Annotated in this window: 15 protein-coding genes and 1 pseudogene; 12 read left to right on the forward strand and 4 right to left on the reverse strand. The window is 69.3% G+C overall.

The features are described from left to right. Positions 1-18: 18 nt before the first annotated feature. The 3 genes from C5F75_RS37130 to C5F75_RS07065 form a co-directional block, all read right to left on the reverse strand. On the reverse strand, positions 19-141 hold the full coding sequence (locus tag C5F75_RS37130; protein ID WP_059578298.1) for a hypothetical protein: 123 nt from the start codon (positions 139-141) through the stop codon (positions 19-21). Continuing rightward, positions 132-1,358, reverse strand: a complete 1,227-nt coding sequence (locus tag C5F75_RS07060; RefSeq protein WP_104012010.1) for an MFS transporter — start codon at positions 1,356-1,358, stop codon at positions 132-134. The genes C5F75_RS37130 and C5F75_RS07060 overlap by 10 nt, the downstream gene beginning before the upstream one ends. A gap of 166 nt (positions 1,359-1,524) precedes the next feature. Continuing rightward, positions 1,525-2,466, reverse strand: a complete 942-nt coding sequence (locus C5F75_RS07065) for a LysR substrate-binding domain-containing protein (protein WP_104012011.1) — start codon at positions 2,464-2,466, stop codon at positions 1,525-1,527. A gap of 369 nt (positions 2,467-2,835) precedes the next feature. On the opposite strand from C5F75_RS07065, the gene C5F75_RS07070 reads away from it, so the two are divergent. Next, positions 2,836-3,876: an alpha/beta hydrolase family protein gene (locus C5F75_RS07070; protein WP_104012012.1), complete on the forward strand. Its 1,041-nt coding sequence runs from the start codon at positions 2,836-2,838 to the stop codon at positions 3,874-3,876. Positions 3,877-3,999: 123 nt separating this feature from the next. Continuing rightward, positions 4,000-4,755 (forward strand): 4'-phosphopantetheinyl transferase family protein, encoded by a 756-nt coding sequence (locus tag C5F75_RS07075; RefSeq protein WP_059578308.1) that lies wholly within the window; start codon positions 4,000-4,002, stop codon positions 4,753-4,755. Between the two features lie 21 nt (positions 4,756-4,776). On the opposite strand, the gene C5F75_RS07080 is transcribed toward C5F75_RS07075, so the two are convergent. Beyond that, positions 4,777-5,697: a glutamate/aspartate ABC transporter substrate-binding protein gene (locus C5F75_RS07080; protein WP_104012013.1), complete on the reverse strand. Its 921-nt coding sequence runs from the start codon at positions 5,695-5,697 to the stop codon at positions 4,777-4,779. Positions 5,698-5,908: 211 nt separating this feature from the next. Here C5F75_RS07080 and hutH point away from each other — a divergent pair, with 211 nt between their 5' ends. The 10 genes and pseudogenes from hutH to C5F75_RS07135 all read left to right on the forward strand — a co-directional run. Next, complete coding sequence (gene hutH, locus C5F75_RS07085; protein ID WP_059640055.1) at positions 5,909-7,432, forward strand: histidine ammonia-lyase; 1,524 nt, start codon at positions 5,909-5,911, stop codon at positions 7,430-7,432. 4 nt (positions 7,433-7,436) lie between these two features. Beyond that, positions 7,437-8,132, forward strand: coding sequence for a histidine utilization repressor (gene hutC, locus C5F75_RS07090; protein WP_099316582.1), 696 nt, complete (start codon positions 7,437-7,439; stop codon positions 8,130-8,132). Positions 8,133-8,170: 38 nt separating this feature from the next. Next, positions 8,171-9,859 carry a urocanate hydratase gene (hutU, locus tag C5F75_RS07095; protein ID WP_059791395.1) on the forward strand — a complete coding sequence of 563 codons (1,689 nt, stop codon included), beginning with the start codon at positions 8,171-8,173 and terminating at the stop codon, positions 9,857-9,859. Between the two features lie 2 nt (positions 9,860-9,861). After that, positions 9,862-10,485, forward strand: a complete 624-nt coding sequence (locus C5F75_RS07100; protein ID WP_104012014.1) for a HutD/Ves family protein — start codon at positions 9,862-9,864, stop codon at positions 10,483-10,485. Between the two features lie 4 nt (positions 10,486-10,489). Further along, on the forward strand, positions 10,490-11,713 hold the full coding sequence (hutI, locus tag C5F75_RS07105) for an imidazolonepropionase (protein ID WP_059578324.1): 1,224 nt from the start codon (positions 10,490-10,492) through the stop codon (positions 11,711-11,713). Positions 11,714-11,910: 197 nt separating this feature from the next. Next, positions 11,911-13,287 carry a formimidoylglutamate deiminase gene (locus C5F75_RS07110; RefSeq protein WP_104012015.1) on the forward strand — a complete coding sequence of 459 codons (1,377 nt, stop codon included), beginning with the start codon at positions 11,911-11,913 and terminating at the stop codon, positions 13,285-13,287. A gap of 57 nt (positions 13,288-13,344) precedes the next feature. Beyond that, on the forward strand, positions 13,345-14,142 hold the full coding sequence (hutG, locus tag C5F75_RS07115) for an N-formylglutamate deformylase (protein ID WP_104012016.1): 798 nt from the start codon (positions 13,345-13,347) through the stop codon (positions 14,140-14,142). Positions 14,143-14,869: 727 nt separating this feature from the next. Next, complete coding sequence (locus tag C5F75_RS07125; RefSeq protein ID WP_060314132.1) at positions 14,870-15,682, forward strand: gamma-glutamyl-gamma-aminobutyrate hydrolase family protein; 813 nt, start codon at positions 14,870-14,872, stop codon at positions 15,680-15,682. Between the two features lie 11 nt (positions 15,683-15,693). Beyond that, the gene (locus C5F75_RS07130) at positions 15,694-17,031 is read left to right on the forward strand and encodes a glutamine synthetase family protein (RefSeq protein ID WP_059578335.1); all 1,338 of its coding nucleotides are present in this window, start codon (positions 15,694-15,696) and stop codon (positions 17,029-17,031) included. Between the two features lie 28 nt (positions 17,032-17,059). After that, positions 17,060-17,244: pseudogene (locus C5F75_RS07135) on the forward strand (aspartate aminotransferase family protein); the annotation flags it as partial.

Raw genomic sequence — 17,244 nt, forward strand, 5'->3', positions numbered from 1 at the left:
GCGCCGAAGTTTGCCGCATCAATTGCAGAACGCGACGTGCTCGAGCAGCGCGTACGCGACGCCCGAATCGAGGTAGGCCGCGCCGCACCACGCGACGAACGCGAGCATGCCGGCGGCCAGCGCCGCGCGGATCATGCCCATGCCGCGGTGCCCGATCCCGGGCGTGCGACGCGCGCGTCGTCGATCGGCAAGTGCAGCAGCGCCGCGAGCACGCCGAGCGCGATCGAGCCGATCCACAGCGGCAGGTACGAGTGCGTCGCGTCGTACACGAGCGCGCCGAGCCATACACCGAAGAAACTGCCGAGCTGGTGCCCGAAGAACACGAAGCCGAACAGCGTCGCGATGTAGCGCACGCCGAACACCTGCGAGATCACGCCGTTCGTCAGCGGCACCGTGCCGAGCCACGTGAAGCCCATCACGGCCGCGAACACGTAGACGCTGGCGGGCGACAGCGGTGCGGCGACGAACGCGGCCATCGCGAGCGCGCGCACGAGGTACAGCACCGACAGTACGTACTTGCGCCGCAGCAGCCCGCCGAGATGGCCGCACGCGTAGGTGCCGGCCACATTCGTCAGCGCGATCAGCGCGAGCGCGACGCTCGCGTGGCGCGCCGGCAGCCCGTGGTCGAGCAGGTACGCGGGCAGGTGCGTCGCGATGAACGCGAGCTGGAAGCCGCACGCGAAGAAGCCCGCGTTCAGCAGCCAGAAGCCGCGATGCGCGAACGCCTCGCGCACGGCTTCGCCGATCGACTGGTCGGAGCCGGCGGCGGCTGCCTGCGCGGGCCGGTCGCGCAGCAGCACGGCGAGCGGCGCGAGCAGCGCGGCGACGAGCGCCAGCGCGATGAACGCGTGCCGCCAGCCGATGCCGCCGATCAGCTCCTGCGCGACGGGCACCATGCAGAACTGGCCGAGCCCGCCGACCGCGCCGGCGACACCGAGCGCCCAGCCGCGCCGGTCGGGCGGGAACAGCCGGCTCAGCGCGCCGTAGATCGACGCGAACGCCGAGCCCGACAGCGCGACGCCGATCACGAGCCCGGCGCCGACCGTGAACAGGCCGGTCGTGGCCGCATGCGCCATCGTGACGAGCCCGGCCGCGTACAGCAGCATGCCGGCGACGATCACGCGCACCGAGCCGAAGCGGTCGGCCACCATCCCGGTGAACGGCTGCGCGACGCCCCAGATCAGGTTCTGCAACGCCAGCGCGAGCCCGAACGCCTCGCGCGACCAGCCGTGGTCGAGCGACACGGGCGCGAGGAACAGGCCCTGCACGTGGCGGATGCCGAGCGCGGCGCCCATGATCAGGCCGCCTGCCAGCACGGGCAGCCAGCGGCGCCGGACTTCCTGCTCGATCGGGGTCATGCGTGTCTCCGGATGAAGGCGCGCGGCGAAACGGCCGCGCTCGATCCGATTAGACGAGCGCGGCTGCCGTCGCTCAAGCGATCATTCGGTCAGGTTGGCATGCGTGGCGCGAATGTGAAGGGGGCGGCGTGAGCCGGTGGTCATGCGCAGCCGCCCAGCTGCCGGTTCAGCCCGACGCCGTATCGTGCGCGTGCATCGCCGCATCGCATTCGGCTGCTTCGGCGAGCATCCAGTCGCGCACGTCGACGACCTCGCGGCGCGGGGCCGGATCGTGCTGAAACAGCCAGTAGCCGTACGTTGGCGGCGGCGTCCGCGTGTGCGGCCCGAGCGCCGCCAGCCGGCCGTCGGCGAGCATCGGCGCGACGAGCGCGAGCCGCCCGAGCGCGATGCCCTGGCCCGCGATCGCGGCCTGGATCACCTGGTCGTACTGGTTGAAGCGCAGCACGCCTTTCGGGCGCGCGTCGCCGAGCCCGGCCGCGTGCAGATGCGCGTGCCATTGCAACTGCGGTTGCGGCGGCCCGTCGAATTCGAGCAGCACGTGATCGGCGATCGCGGCGGCGCTCGTGACCGGCCGCGCGGCGAGCGCGGGATGCGCGACCGGCACGACGATCTCGTCGAACAGGCGCAGCGCGCCGGCCGGTGCGCGCTCGCGCGGGCAGTAGCGGATGCCGAGGTCGATGCCCTCGGCGCGCAAATCGAGTACCTTGTCGTTCGCGGCGACGCGCAGGTCGACCTCGGGCAGGCGCGCCTGCAGCCGCCCGAGCCGCGGCAGCAGCCACAGTGCGGTGACGCCGATGCTGGCCGTGATCGTCACCGGCTGGCGCTCGCGCCCGGCGGCGAGCGACGCGACGGTGTCCTGCAGGCCGTGCAGCGCCGCATCGGCGACGCGGAACAGTCGCTCGCCTTCCGGCGTGAACGCGATCTTCCGGTAGCCGCGCTGCAGCAACGCAACGCCGAGATGCGCTTCGAGCGCATGGATCTGACGGCTGACCGCCGACTGCGTGACGCACAGGTCCTGCGCGGCGAGCGTGATGCTCATGCGGCGGCCGACGGCGACGAAACCGCGGACGAGATCGAGCGACGGGAGACGGACGAGTGGCGTTGACATGCGCGTGACTCATGCGAACGGAGCAGCAAGATTGGTTGAGAACGGGGCGTGCGTCAAGTTCAATGGAGGCGGGGTGATTGCGGAGGGCGGGGCGTGGAGCAAGTGTTGAAGCGCTGACTCCAACCGGGCACGCCATGGGACCGGAGTAGGCGCTGAAGCGCTAACTCCGGTCGACTGCCGTGGGGATGGAGTAAGCGCTGAAGCGCTAACTCCAACCAGCCACGTCATGGGACCAGAGTAAGCGCTAAAGCGCCAACTCCGGTCGACCGCCGTGGGGTTGGAGTAAGCGCTGAAGCGCTAACTCCAACCAGCCACGCCATGGGACCAGAGTAAGCGCTAAAGCGCTAACTCTGGTCGACAGGAGACACGATGACGATTTCGAACGAGAACAGCGGCGCGCCACAGGCCAATCGCACGGCCGACGCGTTGCCACCCGAACCCGTGACGCTGCGCGCAGCCGACGGCTACGAACTGCGCGCCCATGTCTGGCGCCATCGCGGCGGCGGCGCCGTGCGGCCCGTGACGGTCGTCAATTGCGCGACGTCGGTGCGCTGCGACTACTACTTTCGTTTCGCGGCCTGGCTGTTCGCGCAAGGGCGCGATGTGCTCGTCTACGACTATCGCGGCATCGGCGGGTCGCGCCCGGCGCGGCTCGCGAAGCTGCACGCGAACTGGCTCGACTGGGGGCGGCTCGATTGCGAAGCCGCGCTGCACTACGCGCGCGACGCGTTTCCGGGGCAGCCGCTCGACGTGGTCGCGCACAGCATCGGCGGCTGCGTGCTCGGCCTCGCGGCATCGAACGTGCACGTGCGGCATGTGGTCACCGTCGGCGCGCAGTATGCGTACTGGCGCGATTATCTGCCGGCCGAGCGACGCCGGATGTGGTGGAAGTGGCATGTCGCGATGCCCGCGCTCGCGGCCGTGTTCGGCTACGTGCCCGCGAAGCGGCTCGGCTGGATGGAGGACACGCCGCGCGGCGTCGCACTGTCGTGGGCGCGCTCGCAGCCGCGTTTCGAGGATGGCTACATCGGCAGCGTGCTCGACGACGGCGCCACGAGTCGCACCGCGTTGCCGGCGCGCTTCGCGGGGCTGTCGGCGCCGATGCTCGCGATCGGCATCGACGACGACGCGTTCGGCACGGTCGACGCGATCGAGCGGCTGGCCGGCTATTACACGGGCAGCAACGTCACGCATCTGCGGATCGCGCCGGCCGACATCGGCGTCGACGCGATCGGCCATTTCGCGTTTTTCCACAGCCGCTTCACCGACACGCTGTGGCCCGTCGCGCTGTACTGGCTGCAACACGGCGTGCTGCCGGCCGATGCGCCGGGCGTCGTGCACGCGCTGCACCCGGCGTCGCGCGGGCGGCTGACGGGGAGCGGCTTGCCCGGCATCGCCGCGAACGGGTGACCGCGCATCCGCGCACGCATCCCGCAGCCCCGTTCAATGCCCGATCGTGTCGCAGCGGCCGCAGGCCGGCGCGATCGATTAACATCGGACCTTTCGTTTTACCGCACCGACTGCCGCGCGCCGATGTCCATTCCGTCCGATTCCGCTTCTTCCGTTGAAACGCCCCGCGCATGGCGCATGCGTGCGCTCGACGTGCCGCCCGCCGCGGCGCGCGCCGGCGTGCGGATCGCGCGCGTCGATTTCGATTGGCGCGTGCCGCTCGTGTCGGCCGCGTATGCGGCGCTGAGCGATGACGAGCGCGCCCGCGCCGCGCGCTTCCTGCGGCACGAGGATGCGGTGCGCAGCGCCGCGACGCGCGCCGCGCTGCGCGACGTGCTCGGCGCGGCGCTCGGCATCGCGCCGCGCGCGGTCGCGATCGTCGTCGACGCGGCGGGGCGGCCGTCGCTGGACCCTGCGCATCGCGCGTCGCTCGACTTCAACGTGTCGCACGCGGGCGAACACGCGCTGCTCGCGTGGGCGCCGGCAGGCCGCGTCGGCGTCGATATCGAGGGCTGCAACCGCGCGACCGACTGGCGTGCGCTGACGCGCGAAGTGTGCGCGCCCGCCGAGATCGCGTATCTCGACGGCCTGCCGCCCGGCGCGCGCGAGGGTGAATTCATGCGCGTGTGGTCCGCGAAGGAGGCGCTGCTCAAGGCGCTCGGCACCGGCATCGTCGGCGGGCTGCGCGCGTTCGCGGTCGTGCCGCCGCGCGACGCGGCGACGCCCGCGACGACGATCGTCGAGCCGGCCGCGCCCGCCGCCGGCGTCGCGGCGTTCGATGCGGCGTGGCTCGACGCGGCGCCCGGCTACGCGGCGTGCGTCGCGTGGACGCGCGCGTAAGCCGGTGTCGACGCGCGGCGCTCACTCGAGCGGCGCGTCGTTCGGCGCCGCATAGCGCGCCTTGATCACGTCGCTCATCGGGAAGTCGAACGACAGCCCCTTCGGCGGCACCGGCTTCAAGAACCACTTGTCGTACAGCGCGTCGATCTCGCCGCTTTTCATCAACTGCACGAGCACGCCGTCGACGAGCGCCTTGAACTGCGGATCGTCCTTGCGCAGCATGAACCCGTACGCTTCCGACGATTGCGGCGTGCCGACGATCCGCCAGTCGGCCGGTTTCGCGGCGAGCTGGCGCACGCCCGCGAGCAGCACGTCGTCCATCATGTACGCGGCCGCGCGGCCCGATTCGAGCGTGAGGCGTCCTTCGCCGTAGTCCTTCGCGCCGATGATCTGCATGCCCATCTTCCTTTCTTCGTTCATCTTGCGCAGCAGGCGTTCGGACGTCGTGCCCTGGTTCGTCACGACCGTCTTGCCGGCGAGATCGGGAAAGTCGCGGATACCCGAGGTCGTGCGCGTGAGCAGGCGCGTCGTCGCGACGAAGAAGGTGGTCGAGAACGCGACCTGCGCATGGCGCGCGGCGAGGTTGGTGGTCACGCCGCATTCGAGATCGACGGTGCCGTTCTGCACGAGCGGAATGCGGTTCTGCGACGTGACCGGAATGAAGCGCACCTGCAGGTCGGGCTTGCCGGTGCGCGCCTTCGCCGCCGCGATCACGCGGTCGCACAGGTCCTGCGAGAAACCGACGACCTTGCCGCTGGCATCGACATAGGAGAACGGCACCGACGTTTCGCGATGGCCGATCGAAATCAGGTTGGCCTGGCGGATCTTGTCGAGCGTGCCGGACAGCGGCTCCGCCGCGAAGGACGCACCGTGCGCGAGCGCGCACGCGGCGACGAGCAGGGGGAAGCCGAGGCGGGCGGCGAATCGTGACGGGAAGGGCATGACGGTCTCCGTGGCGAGTGATGATTCGTATGTTGCCAAAAATAAAATAACCGCAACAGATGTTAAGAGTCGGATCGCGGCGACCGGCCCGGCGGGCCTGCCGGGCATCAGGGAAACTCCCGAGTCGGAATAATGAAAAACGGGTTGTCTAGACAAGTGTGGATGGCTACACTTCAATCCATTCCGAACTTGTCTAGACAGGATTGCTCACATGATTACGTTGACCCCCGGCCACCTGACGCTCCCGCAACTGCGCCGGATCGCACGTGAATCCGTGCAACTGAAGCTCGACCCGGCCAGCTTCGCGAAGATCGACGCCGGCGCGAAGGCCGTCGCCGACATCGCCGCGAAGGGCGAGCCGGCCTACGGCATCAACACGGGCTTCGGCCGCCTGGCGAGCACCCACATCCCGCACGACCAGCTCGAACTGCTGCAGAAGAACCTCGTGCTGTCGCACGCGGTCGGCGTCGGCGAGCCGATGGCGCGTTCGTCGGTGCGCCTGCTGATGGCGCTGAAGCTGTCGAGCCTCGGCCGCGGCCACTCGGGCATCCGTCGTGAAGTGATGGACGCGCTGATCACGCTGTTCAACGCCGACGTGCTGCCGCTGATCCCGGTGAAGGGCTCGGTCGGCGCGTCGGGCGACCTCGCGCCGCTCGCGCACATGTCGGCCGTGCTGCTCGGCGTCGGCGAAGTGTTCATCCGCGGCGAGCGCGCGAGCGCGCTCGACGGTCTGCGCGTCGCGGGCCTCGCGCCGCTGACGCTGCAAGCGAAGGAAGGCCTCGCGCTGTTGAACGGCACGCAGGCGTCGACCGCGCTCGCGCTCGACAACATGTTCACGATCGAAGACCTGTACCGCACCGCGCTCGTCGCCGGCGCGCTGTCGGTCGACGCGGCGGCCGGCTCGGTGAAGCCGTTCGACGCGCGCATCCACGAACTGCGCGGCCACCAAGGCCAGATCGATGCGGCCGCGTCGTACCGCGAACTGCTCGAAGGCTCGCCGATCAACCAGTCGCATCGCGACTGCGACAAGGTGCAGGATCCGTACAGCCTGCGCTGCCAGCCGCAGGTGATGGGCGCGTGCCTGGACCAGATGCGCCACGCGGCCGACGTGCTGCTCGTCGAAGCGAACGCCGTGTCGGACAACCCGCTGATCTTCCCGGACACCGGCGAAGTGCTGTCGGGCGGCAACTTCCACGCGGAGCCGGTCGCGTTCGCCGCCGACAACCTCGCGCTCGCCGCAGCGGAAATCGGCGCGCTGGCCGAACGCCGCATCGCGCTCCTGATCGACGCGACGCTGTCGGGCCTGCCCCCGTTCCTCGTGAAGGACGGCGGCGTGAACTCCGGCTTCATGATCGCGCACGTGACGGCGGCCGCACTCGCATCGGAAAACAAGACGCTCGCGCACCCGGCGTCGGTCGACTCGCTGCCGACCTCCGCGAACCAGGAAGACCACGTGTCGATGGCGACGTTCGCCGCGCGCAAGCTCGCCGACATCGCGGACAACACGAAGCACATCCTCGCGATCGAGCTGTTGGCCGCCGCGCAAGGCGTCGACCTGCGTGCGCCGTACCACACGAGCCCGAAGCTCGCGCCGGTGATGGAGACGATTCGCAGCCAGGTCGCGCACTACGAACTCGACCACTACTTCGCGCCGGACATCGCGGCGATCGCAAAGCTCGTCGGCGAGCGTGCGTTCGCGAAGGTCGCGCCGTTCTCGTTCGCATCGGAACAGTAAGCCGATGAGCGCGCCGGTCTACCAGGAGATCAAGGATTTCATCCTGGCCCGCATTCACGCCGGCGAGTGGGAGGAGGGCGACCAGGTGCCGTCCGAGAACGAGCTGGCGCGCGAGTTCAAGGTGGCGCGCATGACCGTCAACCGCGCATTGCGCGAGTTGACGGCCGAGCAGGTGCTCACGCGCATGAAGGGCGCGGGCACCTACGTCGCGCGGCCGAAGTACGAGTCGACGCTGGTGGCGATCCGCAGCATCTCCGAGGAAGTCGGCGCGCGCGGGCATGCATACCGCGCCAGTGTGCTCGGCCTCGACACGATCCGCGCCGACGAGGCCCTCGCCGACGAGATGCAGGTGGCCGTACGCACGAAGCTGTTTCATTCGCAGGTGCTGCACTTCGAGAACGACGAGCCCGTGCAGCTCGAAGAACGATGGGTGAATCCGGCGGTCGCGCCGGGTTACGCCGAGCAGGATTTCACGAACACGACGCCGAACCTGTACCTGATGCGCGCGGCGCCGCTGCAGCGCGTCGAGTACCGGATCGAAGCGGCGGCCCCGGCGCCGGAGCGGCGCGAGCAGCTGCGGATGGACGACGTCGAGCCGTGTCTCGTTTTACATCGGCGCACCTGGTCGCAGGGCGTCGTCGCCTCGGTGGCGAATCTGTGGCATCCCGGCAGCCGTTATCGCTTCACCGGGCATTTCTGATTCCTTATTGATCTCAATTTCCCTCGGGAGCAGTCGTCATGAACCATCCGAAACACATCGATCCCCGTCTCGATCCGACGCGCACGATCCGCGCGCCGCGCGGCAGCGAGAAGACGTGCAAGACCTGGCTGGCCGAAGCGGCCTACCGGATGATCCAGAACAACCTCGACCCGGAAGTCGCCGAGCATCCGCACGCGCTCGTCGTGTACGGCGGCATCGGCCGCGCGGCGCGCAACTGGGAATGCTACGACCAGATCCTGGCGTCACTGAAGGATCTCGAGGAAAACGAAACGCTGCTGATTCAATCGGGCAAGCCGGTCGGCGTGTTCCGCACGCACAAGGATGCGCCGCGCGTGCTGCTCGCGAACTCGAACCTCGTGCCGCACTGGGCGAACTGGGATCACTTCCACGAGCTCGACCGCAAGGGCCTGATGATGTACGGCCAGATGACGGCCGGCAGCTGGATCTACATCGGCAGCCAGGGCATCGTGCAGGGCACCTATGAAACCTTCTTCTCGGTCGCGAACCAGCACTTCAACGGCGATCCGTCGGGCCGCTGGATCCTTACGGGCGGCCTGGGCGGGATGGGCGGCGCGCAGCCGCTCGCCGCGACGATGGCCGGCTTCTCGATGATCGCGGTCGAATGCGACGAGACGCGCATCGACTTCCGCCTGAAGACGCGCTACGTCGACAAGAAGGCGACGACGCTCGACGAGGCGCTCGGCATGATCGACGAAGCGAAGCGCACCGGCAAGCCGGTGTCGGTCGGCCTGCTCGGCAACGCGGCCGACGTGTTCGCGGAACTCGTCACGCGCGGCATCACGCCGGACTGCGTGACCGACCAGACGAGCGCGCACGACCCGATCAACGGCTACCTGCCGCAAGGCTGGACCGTCGCGCAATGGCGCGAAGCGCAGAAGGTCGATCCGCAGAGCATCGTGAAGGTCGCGAAGCAGTCGATGGCCGTCCAGGTGCGCGCGATGCTCGCGCTGCAGGAACGCGGCGCGGCGACGCTCGACTACGGCAACAACATCCGCCAGATGGCGCTGGAAATGGGCGTCGAAAACGCATTCGACTTCCCCGGCTTCGTGCCGGCGTACATCCGGCCGCTGTTCTGCGAAGGCAAGGGCCCGTTCCGTTGGGTCGCGCTGTCCGGCGATCCGGAAGACATCTACAAGACCGACCAGAAGGTGAAGGAGCTGATCCCCGACGATCCGCACCTGCACAACTGGCTCGACATGGCGCGTGAGCGCATCGCGTTCCAGGGCCTGCCGGCCCGGATCTGCTGGGTCGGCGTGAAGGATCGCTATCGCCTCGGCCAGGCGTTCAACGAGATGGTGAAGAACGGCGAACTGAAGGCGCCGATCGTGATCGGTCGCGACCACCTCGACACCGGTTCGGTCGCCAGCCCGAACCGCGAGACGGAATCGATGAAGGACGGCTCGGACGCCGTCAGCGACTGGCCGCTGCTGAACGCGCTGCTGAACACCGCAGGCGGCGCGTCGTGGGTGTCGCTGCACCATGGCGGCGGCGTCGGCATGGGCTTCTCGCAGCACTCGGGCGTGGTGATCGTCGCCGACGGCACGGCCGACGCGCACGAGCGTCTCGGTCGCGTGCTGCTGAACGATCCGGCGACGGGCGTGATGCGCCATGCGGATGCCGGCTACGAACTCGCGCAGCAGACGGCTCGCGAAGCCGGCCTCAAGCTGCCGATGCTCGGCCGCTGAGCATGACGGCGCTCGATCAGGCGCCGGTGAACGCAACACCGGCCGTCGCGGTGATCCGCGCGGCGGATCTCGTTGCGTCGCCGTGGAAGAACGGCGGTGGCGTGACGCGCGAAATCGGCGCGTTCCCGCCCGGCGCGGCACTCGATGCGTTCGCGTGGCGCGTGAGCGTCGCGGACGTCGGCACGGCCGGGCCGTTCTCGCGTTTCGACGGCGTCGACCGTACGCTCGTGCTGCTGTCCGGCGCGGGCATGACGCTCGCAGAAGCTGGCGGCGCGCGGCACGTGCTGGACGAGCCGCTGGCCCGCGCGGATTTCGCGGGCGAGACGGCGATCGATGCGACGCTGCACGACGGCGCGACGCGCGACTTCAACCTGATGACGCGCCGTTGCGCCGCGCGTGGCGCGCTCGACGTGTGGCGCGCGGGCGCGCACCGTCTTGCGCCGGCCGATACCGTGCTGCTGTTTTGCGCGGCCGGCGCGGTCGGCGTCGACATCGACGGCATGCACTACGCGCTGGAAGACATGGACACGTTGCGGCTCGACGGGCCGCGGCGTGCGTTTGACGTCGTCGTGAGCGGAAGCGGCGCGCTGCTCGCCGTCACGCTTGCCGTCGGCGAACGAGACTGAACGCATGAAACCGACTGTCTGGCATCACCTGAGGCTGTGTCCGCACGGCCATCCCGACGAGACGATCGACGACGCGGCGATCGCCGTCGACGAAACCGGCACGATCGCGTGGCTCGGCGCGCTATCCGCGCTGCCGCACGGTTACGCGCACTGGCGGCGCGAGGACCTGCACGGCGCGTGGGTGACGCCGGGCCTCGTCGACTGTCATACGCACCTCGTGTACGGCGGCACGCGTGCCGACGAATTCGCGCAGCGCCTCGCGGGCGTCAGCTACGAGGAAATCGCGCGGCAGGGCGGCGGGATCGTGTCGACGGTGCGCGCGACGCGCGCGGCCGACGAGACGACGCTGTTCGTGCAGGCTGCCGCGCGCCTGCAGCCGCTGCTCGCCGAAGGCGTGACCGCGATCGAGATCAAATCCGGCTACGGGCTCGACCTCGCGAGCGAGCGCAAGATGCTGCGCGTCGCGCGCCAGCTCGGCGAGCGCTTCCCGGTCAGCGTTTACACGACCTTCCTCGGCGCGCATGCGTTGCCGCCCGAATATGCGGGCCGCGCGGATGCGTACATCGACGAAGTGTGCGACCGGATGCTGCCGACGCTGGCCGACGAAGGGCTCGTCGACGCGGTCGACGTGTTCTGCGAACGCATCGGCTTTTCGCTCGCGCAGACCGAGCGCGTGTTCGAGGCCGCGACGCGGCGCGGGCTGCCGGTGAAGCTGCATGCGGAGCAACTGTCGAATGCGGGCGGCACGGCGCTCGCCGCGCGTTACCGCGCGCTGTCCGCCGATCACCTCGAATTTCTCGACGAAGCGGGCATCGAGGCGATGAAGGCGGCCGGCACGGTCGCCGTGCTGCTGCCCGGCGCGTACTACTTCATCCGCGAAACGCAACTGCCGCCGATCGAGCTGCTGCGCAAGCACGGCGTGCCGATCGCGCTCGCGACCGATCACAACCCCGGCACGTCGCCGCTCGAATCGCTGCTGCTGACGCTGAACATGGGCTGCACGCTGTTCCGCATGACGGTGCCCGAGGTGCTGCAGGGCGTCACGCGCCATGCGGCCGCGGCGCTCGGCCGCGCGGATCGTCACGGCGCGCTCGAAGTCGGTCGACAGGCCGACTTCGCCGCGTGGTCGGTCGGCTCGCTGGCCGAGCTCGCGTACTGGATCGGCCGGCCGCTGTGCGAGCAGGTCGTCCGCGGCGGCACGACCGTGTTTCGCCGGATGAACGGATAAGTTTCACGTCGGCCGGGCCGGGTCGTGACGGACCGGGCCCGGCCGACGTCTTGCATGGGACCGGGCCCGGCGCGCCAGCGCGCCCTCCGGTCGATCGCCGCGACGCAGGGGCGGGCGCGATGCGCTCGCGCCTGCCGGCCGCGGTACCGGGCCGGACGACACGCTTGCGTGCTGGATCCGGTCGATGAGGACTCGCAATGACCGACACGATGTTGTTCGCGGACCATGCCTACCTGCCCGATGGCTGGCGCCGCAACGTGCTGCTGCGCTGGGACGCGGCCGGCACGCTGACCGACGTGACGCCCGACACCGACGCCCCGGCGGGCGTCGCGCGCGCGGCCGGGCCGGTGCTGCCCGGCATGCCGAACCTGCATTCGCACGCATTCCAGCGCGCGATGGCGGGGCTCACCGAATACCGCGCGAATCCCGCCGACAGCTTCTGGAGCTGGCGCGACCTGATGTACCGCTTCGCGCTGAAGATCACGCCCGACGCGCTCGCGGCGATTGCACGCTGGCTGTACGTCGAGATGCTCAAGTGCGGCTACACGTCGGTGTGCGAATTCCACTACGTGCATCACGCGCAGGACGGCTCGCGCTATCCGCGGATCGCCGAGCTCGGCTCGCGCGTGATCGACGCCGCGCACTCGGCCGGCATCGGCATCACGATGCTGCCCGTGTCGTACCAGTTCGCGGGCTTCGGCAACAAGCCGCCGCGCGACGACCAGCGCCGTTTCATCAACACGCCCGACGGCGTGCTCGAACTGCTCGACGCGATGCGTCGCACGGCGCCCGAGCATGGCGGGCTGCGCTACGGCGTCGCGCCGCATTCGCTGCGCGCGGTGTCCGAGGACGGGCTGCGTGCGCTGCTCGACGGGTTACCCGACGATGCGCCGGTGCATATCCACATCGCCGAGCAGACGGCCGAGGTCGACGACTGCGTGCGCGCTTACGGCGCACGTCCCGTGCAATGGCTGCTCGATCGATTCGACGTCGATGCGCGCTGGTGCCTCGTGCACGCCACGCACGTCGATGAGCCCGAGACGGCGGCGCTCGCGAAGCGTCGCGCGGTCGCCGGGCTGTGCCTGACGACCGAAGCGAACCTCGGCGACGGCGTGTTCCCGGCCGTCGACTATCTCGCGCAAGGCGGCGTGATCGGCGTCGGCTCGGACAGCCACGCATCGGTCGAGTGGCGCTCGGAGCTGCGCCTGCTCGAATACGGGCAGCGGCTCGTGCATCGTGCGCGCAACGTGCTGGCGAGCGAATCGCAGGCGCACGTCGCCGATCGCCTGTTCGACGCGTCGCTCGCGGGCGGCGCGCAGGCGAGCGGGCGGCGCATCGGCGCGCTGCGTGCAGGCTGTCGCGCCGACTGGCTCGTGCTCGATCCCGATCATCCGGCGATTGCCGAACACGACAGCGCGGCCTGGCTGTCGGGCATCGTGTTCGCCGAACACGGCGAGACGCCGGTGCTCGACGTCTATACGGGCGGCGAGCGCGTCGTGAGCGGCCGCCGCCATCGCGACGAAGCCGCCGCGTATGCCGACTACCGCGCCGCGCTGGCGCAATTGCTGCGCTGACGCGCGGCAACCGGCGCGCCGCATGCGCGCGCCGGCAGACTCTTACGGTGAGGCGACATGACTGAACAACCGGCTGTATTCACGCTGAAGCAGGGCACGCTGCCGCTGCTGATCTCGATTCCGCACGCGGGCACGCACATTCCCGACGACATCGCCGCGACGATGACGCCCGACGCGCGCTTCGTCGACGATTGCGACTGGCATCTCGAGCGGCTGTACGGCTTCGCGGCCGAACTCGGCGCATCGATCCTCGTGCCGTCGCACGCGCGTTACGTCGTCGACCTGAACCGCCCGCCCGACAACGAGAACCTGTATCCGGGGCAGGACACGACGGGGCTCGTGCCGGTCGATACGTTCGACAAGGCGCCGCTCTATCCGGCGAACGCGCTGCCCGGCGACGACGAGATCATGCGTCGCCGCGACCGCTACTGGCTGCCGTATCACGACGCGCTGCAACGCGAGATCGCGCGCCTGAAGGGCGAACACGGCCGCGTGCTCGTGTGGGAAGCGCATTCGATCCGCTCGCATGTGCCGCGTTTCTTCGACGGCCGCCTGCCGGACTTCAACTTCGGCACGTCGAGCGGCGCAAGCGCGGCGCCCGGTCTCGCGGAGGCGCTGGCTGCGCGTGTGCTCGCGCACGGCGGCTACACGGCCGTCGCGAACGGGCGCTTCAAGGGCGGCTACATCACGCGTCACTATGGCGTGCCCGAGACCGGCGTCGCGGCCGTGCAGCTCGAACTGTCGCAGATCACCTACATGGAAGAGACGCGTCCGTACGCGTACGACGAAGCGCGTGCCGCGCGGATCGTGCCGCTGCTGCGGACGCTCGTCGAAACCGCGCTCGCGCATCGCTGAGCACGAGCCGCCACGATGCGGCGGCGCGGCGCGAGGGCGCGTCCTGCCCCGCCGGCCCGTAGCCGGCAAGCCGATGCAATGCACAAAACGGCATCGATCGCGCGGATCGATGCCGTTTTTTTCATCTGACCGGTGTCGTCATCAGCCCCTGAAAAGTTGACGCAATTTTTAGGTGATATAAGCTGAATGTCAGGAAGTCGTCACGCGCGCACCGGCGGCGAGGCCATCGACGATGGCCGGCCTGCGCCGGCATGCGCGCGAGACATCTTGCTGACGTGTCGCCACGCGGCATTGCGACACGTGTCCTGCCTCCATCAGTCAGTCGAGTACGATCGTGAAAGCCGCCAGCCCTTCGATACGCCGGACGCGAAGTCCGTCGGCGGGCGCGCCGCCTCAGGCCGGGCCGAACCGGCATGCTGATCGCGGCACGCGCGCCGCCCCGTTACGCGAGCCTCGTTTCTTCGCCATTTCCCATCGCGGCCCGCGCCGCTTCAATCTCGTGACCGTGCACCTGTTCAGCGCGGTGCAGTGCGACGGCAGCGCGTCGTTGTTGCCCTAGCGTCCCTTTCCGCTCCCGTCCCGGGTCGTACCGCCTGTTGCCGCACCGTCCGCGCGGCGGGACCGCGCCTGCGCTGGCGCGGCGCGATTGCACGCGCGTGCGGCGTACCAGCAAACCTGCGTCGTTGCGCGCACGAGCGTGTCGTGCACGATTACCGGAGAGACGCCGATGCGTGCACGACCGATCGTAGCCGTCACCGCCGACCGCATCCTGCGCGGCGCCCATCCGAACCACGCGGCGGGCGAGAAGTACCTCACCGCGCTCGTCGACGGCGCCGGCGCGCTGGCGTTCGTGCTGCCCGCGCTCGGCGCGCGGCAGCCGGCCGAGGCGATCGTCGCGGCGGTCGATGGGCTGCTGTTGACCGGCAGCTATTCGAACGTCGAGCCGCATCATTACGGCGGCGCCGCGAGCGCGCCCGATACGCTGCACGATCCGGCGCGCGATGCGACCGCGTTGCCGCTGATCCGTGCGGCGATCGACGCGGGCGTACCCGTGCTCGCGATCTGCCGCGGCATGCAGGAACTGAACGTCGCGTATGGCGGCACGCTGCATCAGCGGCTGCATGCGACGACCGGCTTCGACGACCATCGCGAACGGCCGGCCGATCCGCTTGAACGGCAGTACGGTCCCGCGCACGTCGTGCGGCTCGCGCCGGACGGCCTGCTGCAGCGGATCGCGCGCGGCGCGCGCGAGGCGACGGTCAATTCGCTGCACGACCAGGGCATCGCGCGCCTGGGCGCAGGGCTTGCCGTCGAAGCGAGCGCGCCCGACGGGCTGGTCGAGGCCGTCAGCGTGCGCGGCGCGCGTGCGTTCGCGCTGGGCGTGCAGTGGCATCCCGAATGGCGCTACGCGGAGCAGCCGCTGTCGCGCGACATCTTCGCGGCATTCGGCGCGGCGTGCCGCGCGCGGATGGCGCACCGCCTTCATGCGGCCGGCGGCGCGACACCGTCGCCGGCCGCATCCGACATCGATATCGACTAACGAGACCGATCATGCAACCCGAACTGAGCGAATTCCTGCGTCAGCACCGCATTACCGAAGTCGAGGCGATCATTCCCGACATGGCCGGCATCGCGCGCGGCAAGATCATTCCGCGCAACAAGTTCGAATCCGGCGAGTCGATGCGCCTGCCGCAGGCCGTGATGGTGCAGACCGTCACCGGCGACTATCCGGAAGACGGGTCGCTCACCGGCGTGACCGACCCCGACATGGTGTGCGTGCCCGATCCGTCGACGATCTGCCTGATCCCGTGGGCCGTCGACCCGACCGCGCAGGTGATCCACGACTGCGTGCACTTCGACGGCTCGCCGGTCGAGATCTCGCCGCGCTACGTGCTGCGCCGCGTGCTCGACCTGTACAAGGCGAAGGGCTGGACGCCCGTCGTCGCCCCCGAGCTGGAGTTCTATCTGGTCGACATGAACGCCGATCCCGACTTGCCGCTGCGTCCGCCCGTCGGCCGCACGGGGCGGGCGGAAACGGGCCGCCAGTCGTATTCGATCGAGGCCGTCAACGAGTTCGATCCGTTGTTCGAGGACATCTACGAGTACTGCGAAATGCAGGGCCTCGATATCGAGACGCTGATTCACGAAGTCGGCGCCGCGCAGATGGAGATCAACTTCGTGCATGGCGATGCGCTGTCGCTGGCCGACCAGGTGTTCCTGTTCAAGCGCACCGTGCGCGAGGCCGCGCTGCGCCACAACATGTATGCGACGTTCATGGCCAAGCCGATGGAGGGCGAGCCGGGCTCCGCGATGCACATCCATCAGAGTCTCGCCGATGCGCGCACCGGCCGCAACCTGTTCGCCGACGAAGGCGGGGTCGTGTCGCCGCTGTTTCACAGCTATCTCGCGGGGCTGCAGAAGTACACGCCCGCGCTGATGCCGATCTTCGCGCCGTACATCAACTCGTATCGCCGCCTGTCGCGCTTCATGGCCGCGCCGATCAACGTGCAGTGGGGGTACGACAACCGCACGGTGGGCTTTCGCATTCCGCAGTCGAGCCCCGTCGCGCGACGCATCGAGAACCGGATTCCAGGTGTCGACTGCAACCCGTACCTCGCGTTCGCGGCGACGCTCGCCGCCGGCTATCTCGGCATCACGCAACAGCTCGCGCCGACCGAGCCGATCGCATCCGACGGCTACGACCTGCCGTACCAACTGCCGCGCAACCTCGAGGAAGGCATCTCGCTGATGGCCGCGTGCGAGCCGCTTGCCGGCATCCTCGGCGACAAGTTCGTGAAGGCCTATCTGGCGTTGAAGGAAACCGAATACGAAGCGTTCTTCCGCGTGATCAGCTCGTGGGAACGCAGGCACCTGCTGCTGCACGTGTAAGCGTGCGGCGCTGTTTGACGGAGAAAACATGACCGATCGAAACGAAGCACTTTCGCAGTACTCGACCGCCGAATATCGCGCGCTCGACGCCGCACACCACATCCACCCGTTCTCGGACATGGGCGCGCTCAACCGTGCCGGCAGCCGCGTGATCGTGAAGGCCGACGGCGTCTACCTGTGGGATTCGGACGGCAACAAGATCATCGACGGGAT

Origin of the sequence: Burkholderia anthinoferrum, from assembly GCF_002925705.1 — a bacterium.
Classification (GTDB): domain Bacteria; phylum Pseudomonadota; class Gammaproteobacteria; order Burkholderiales; family Burkholderiaceae; genus Burkholderia; species Burkholderia semiarida.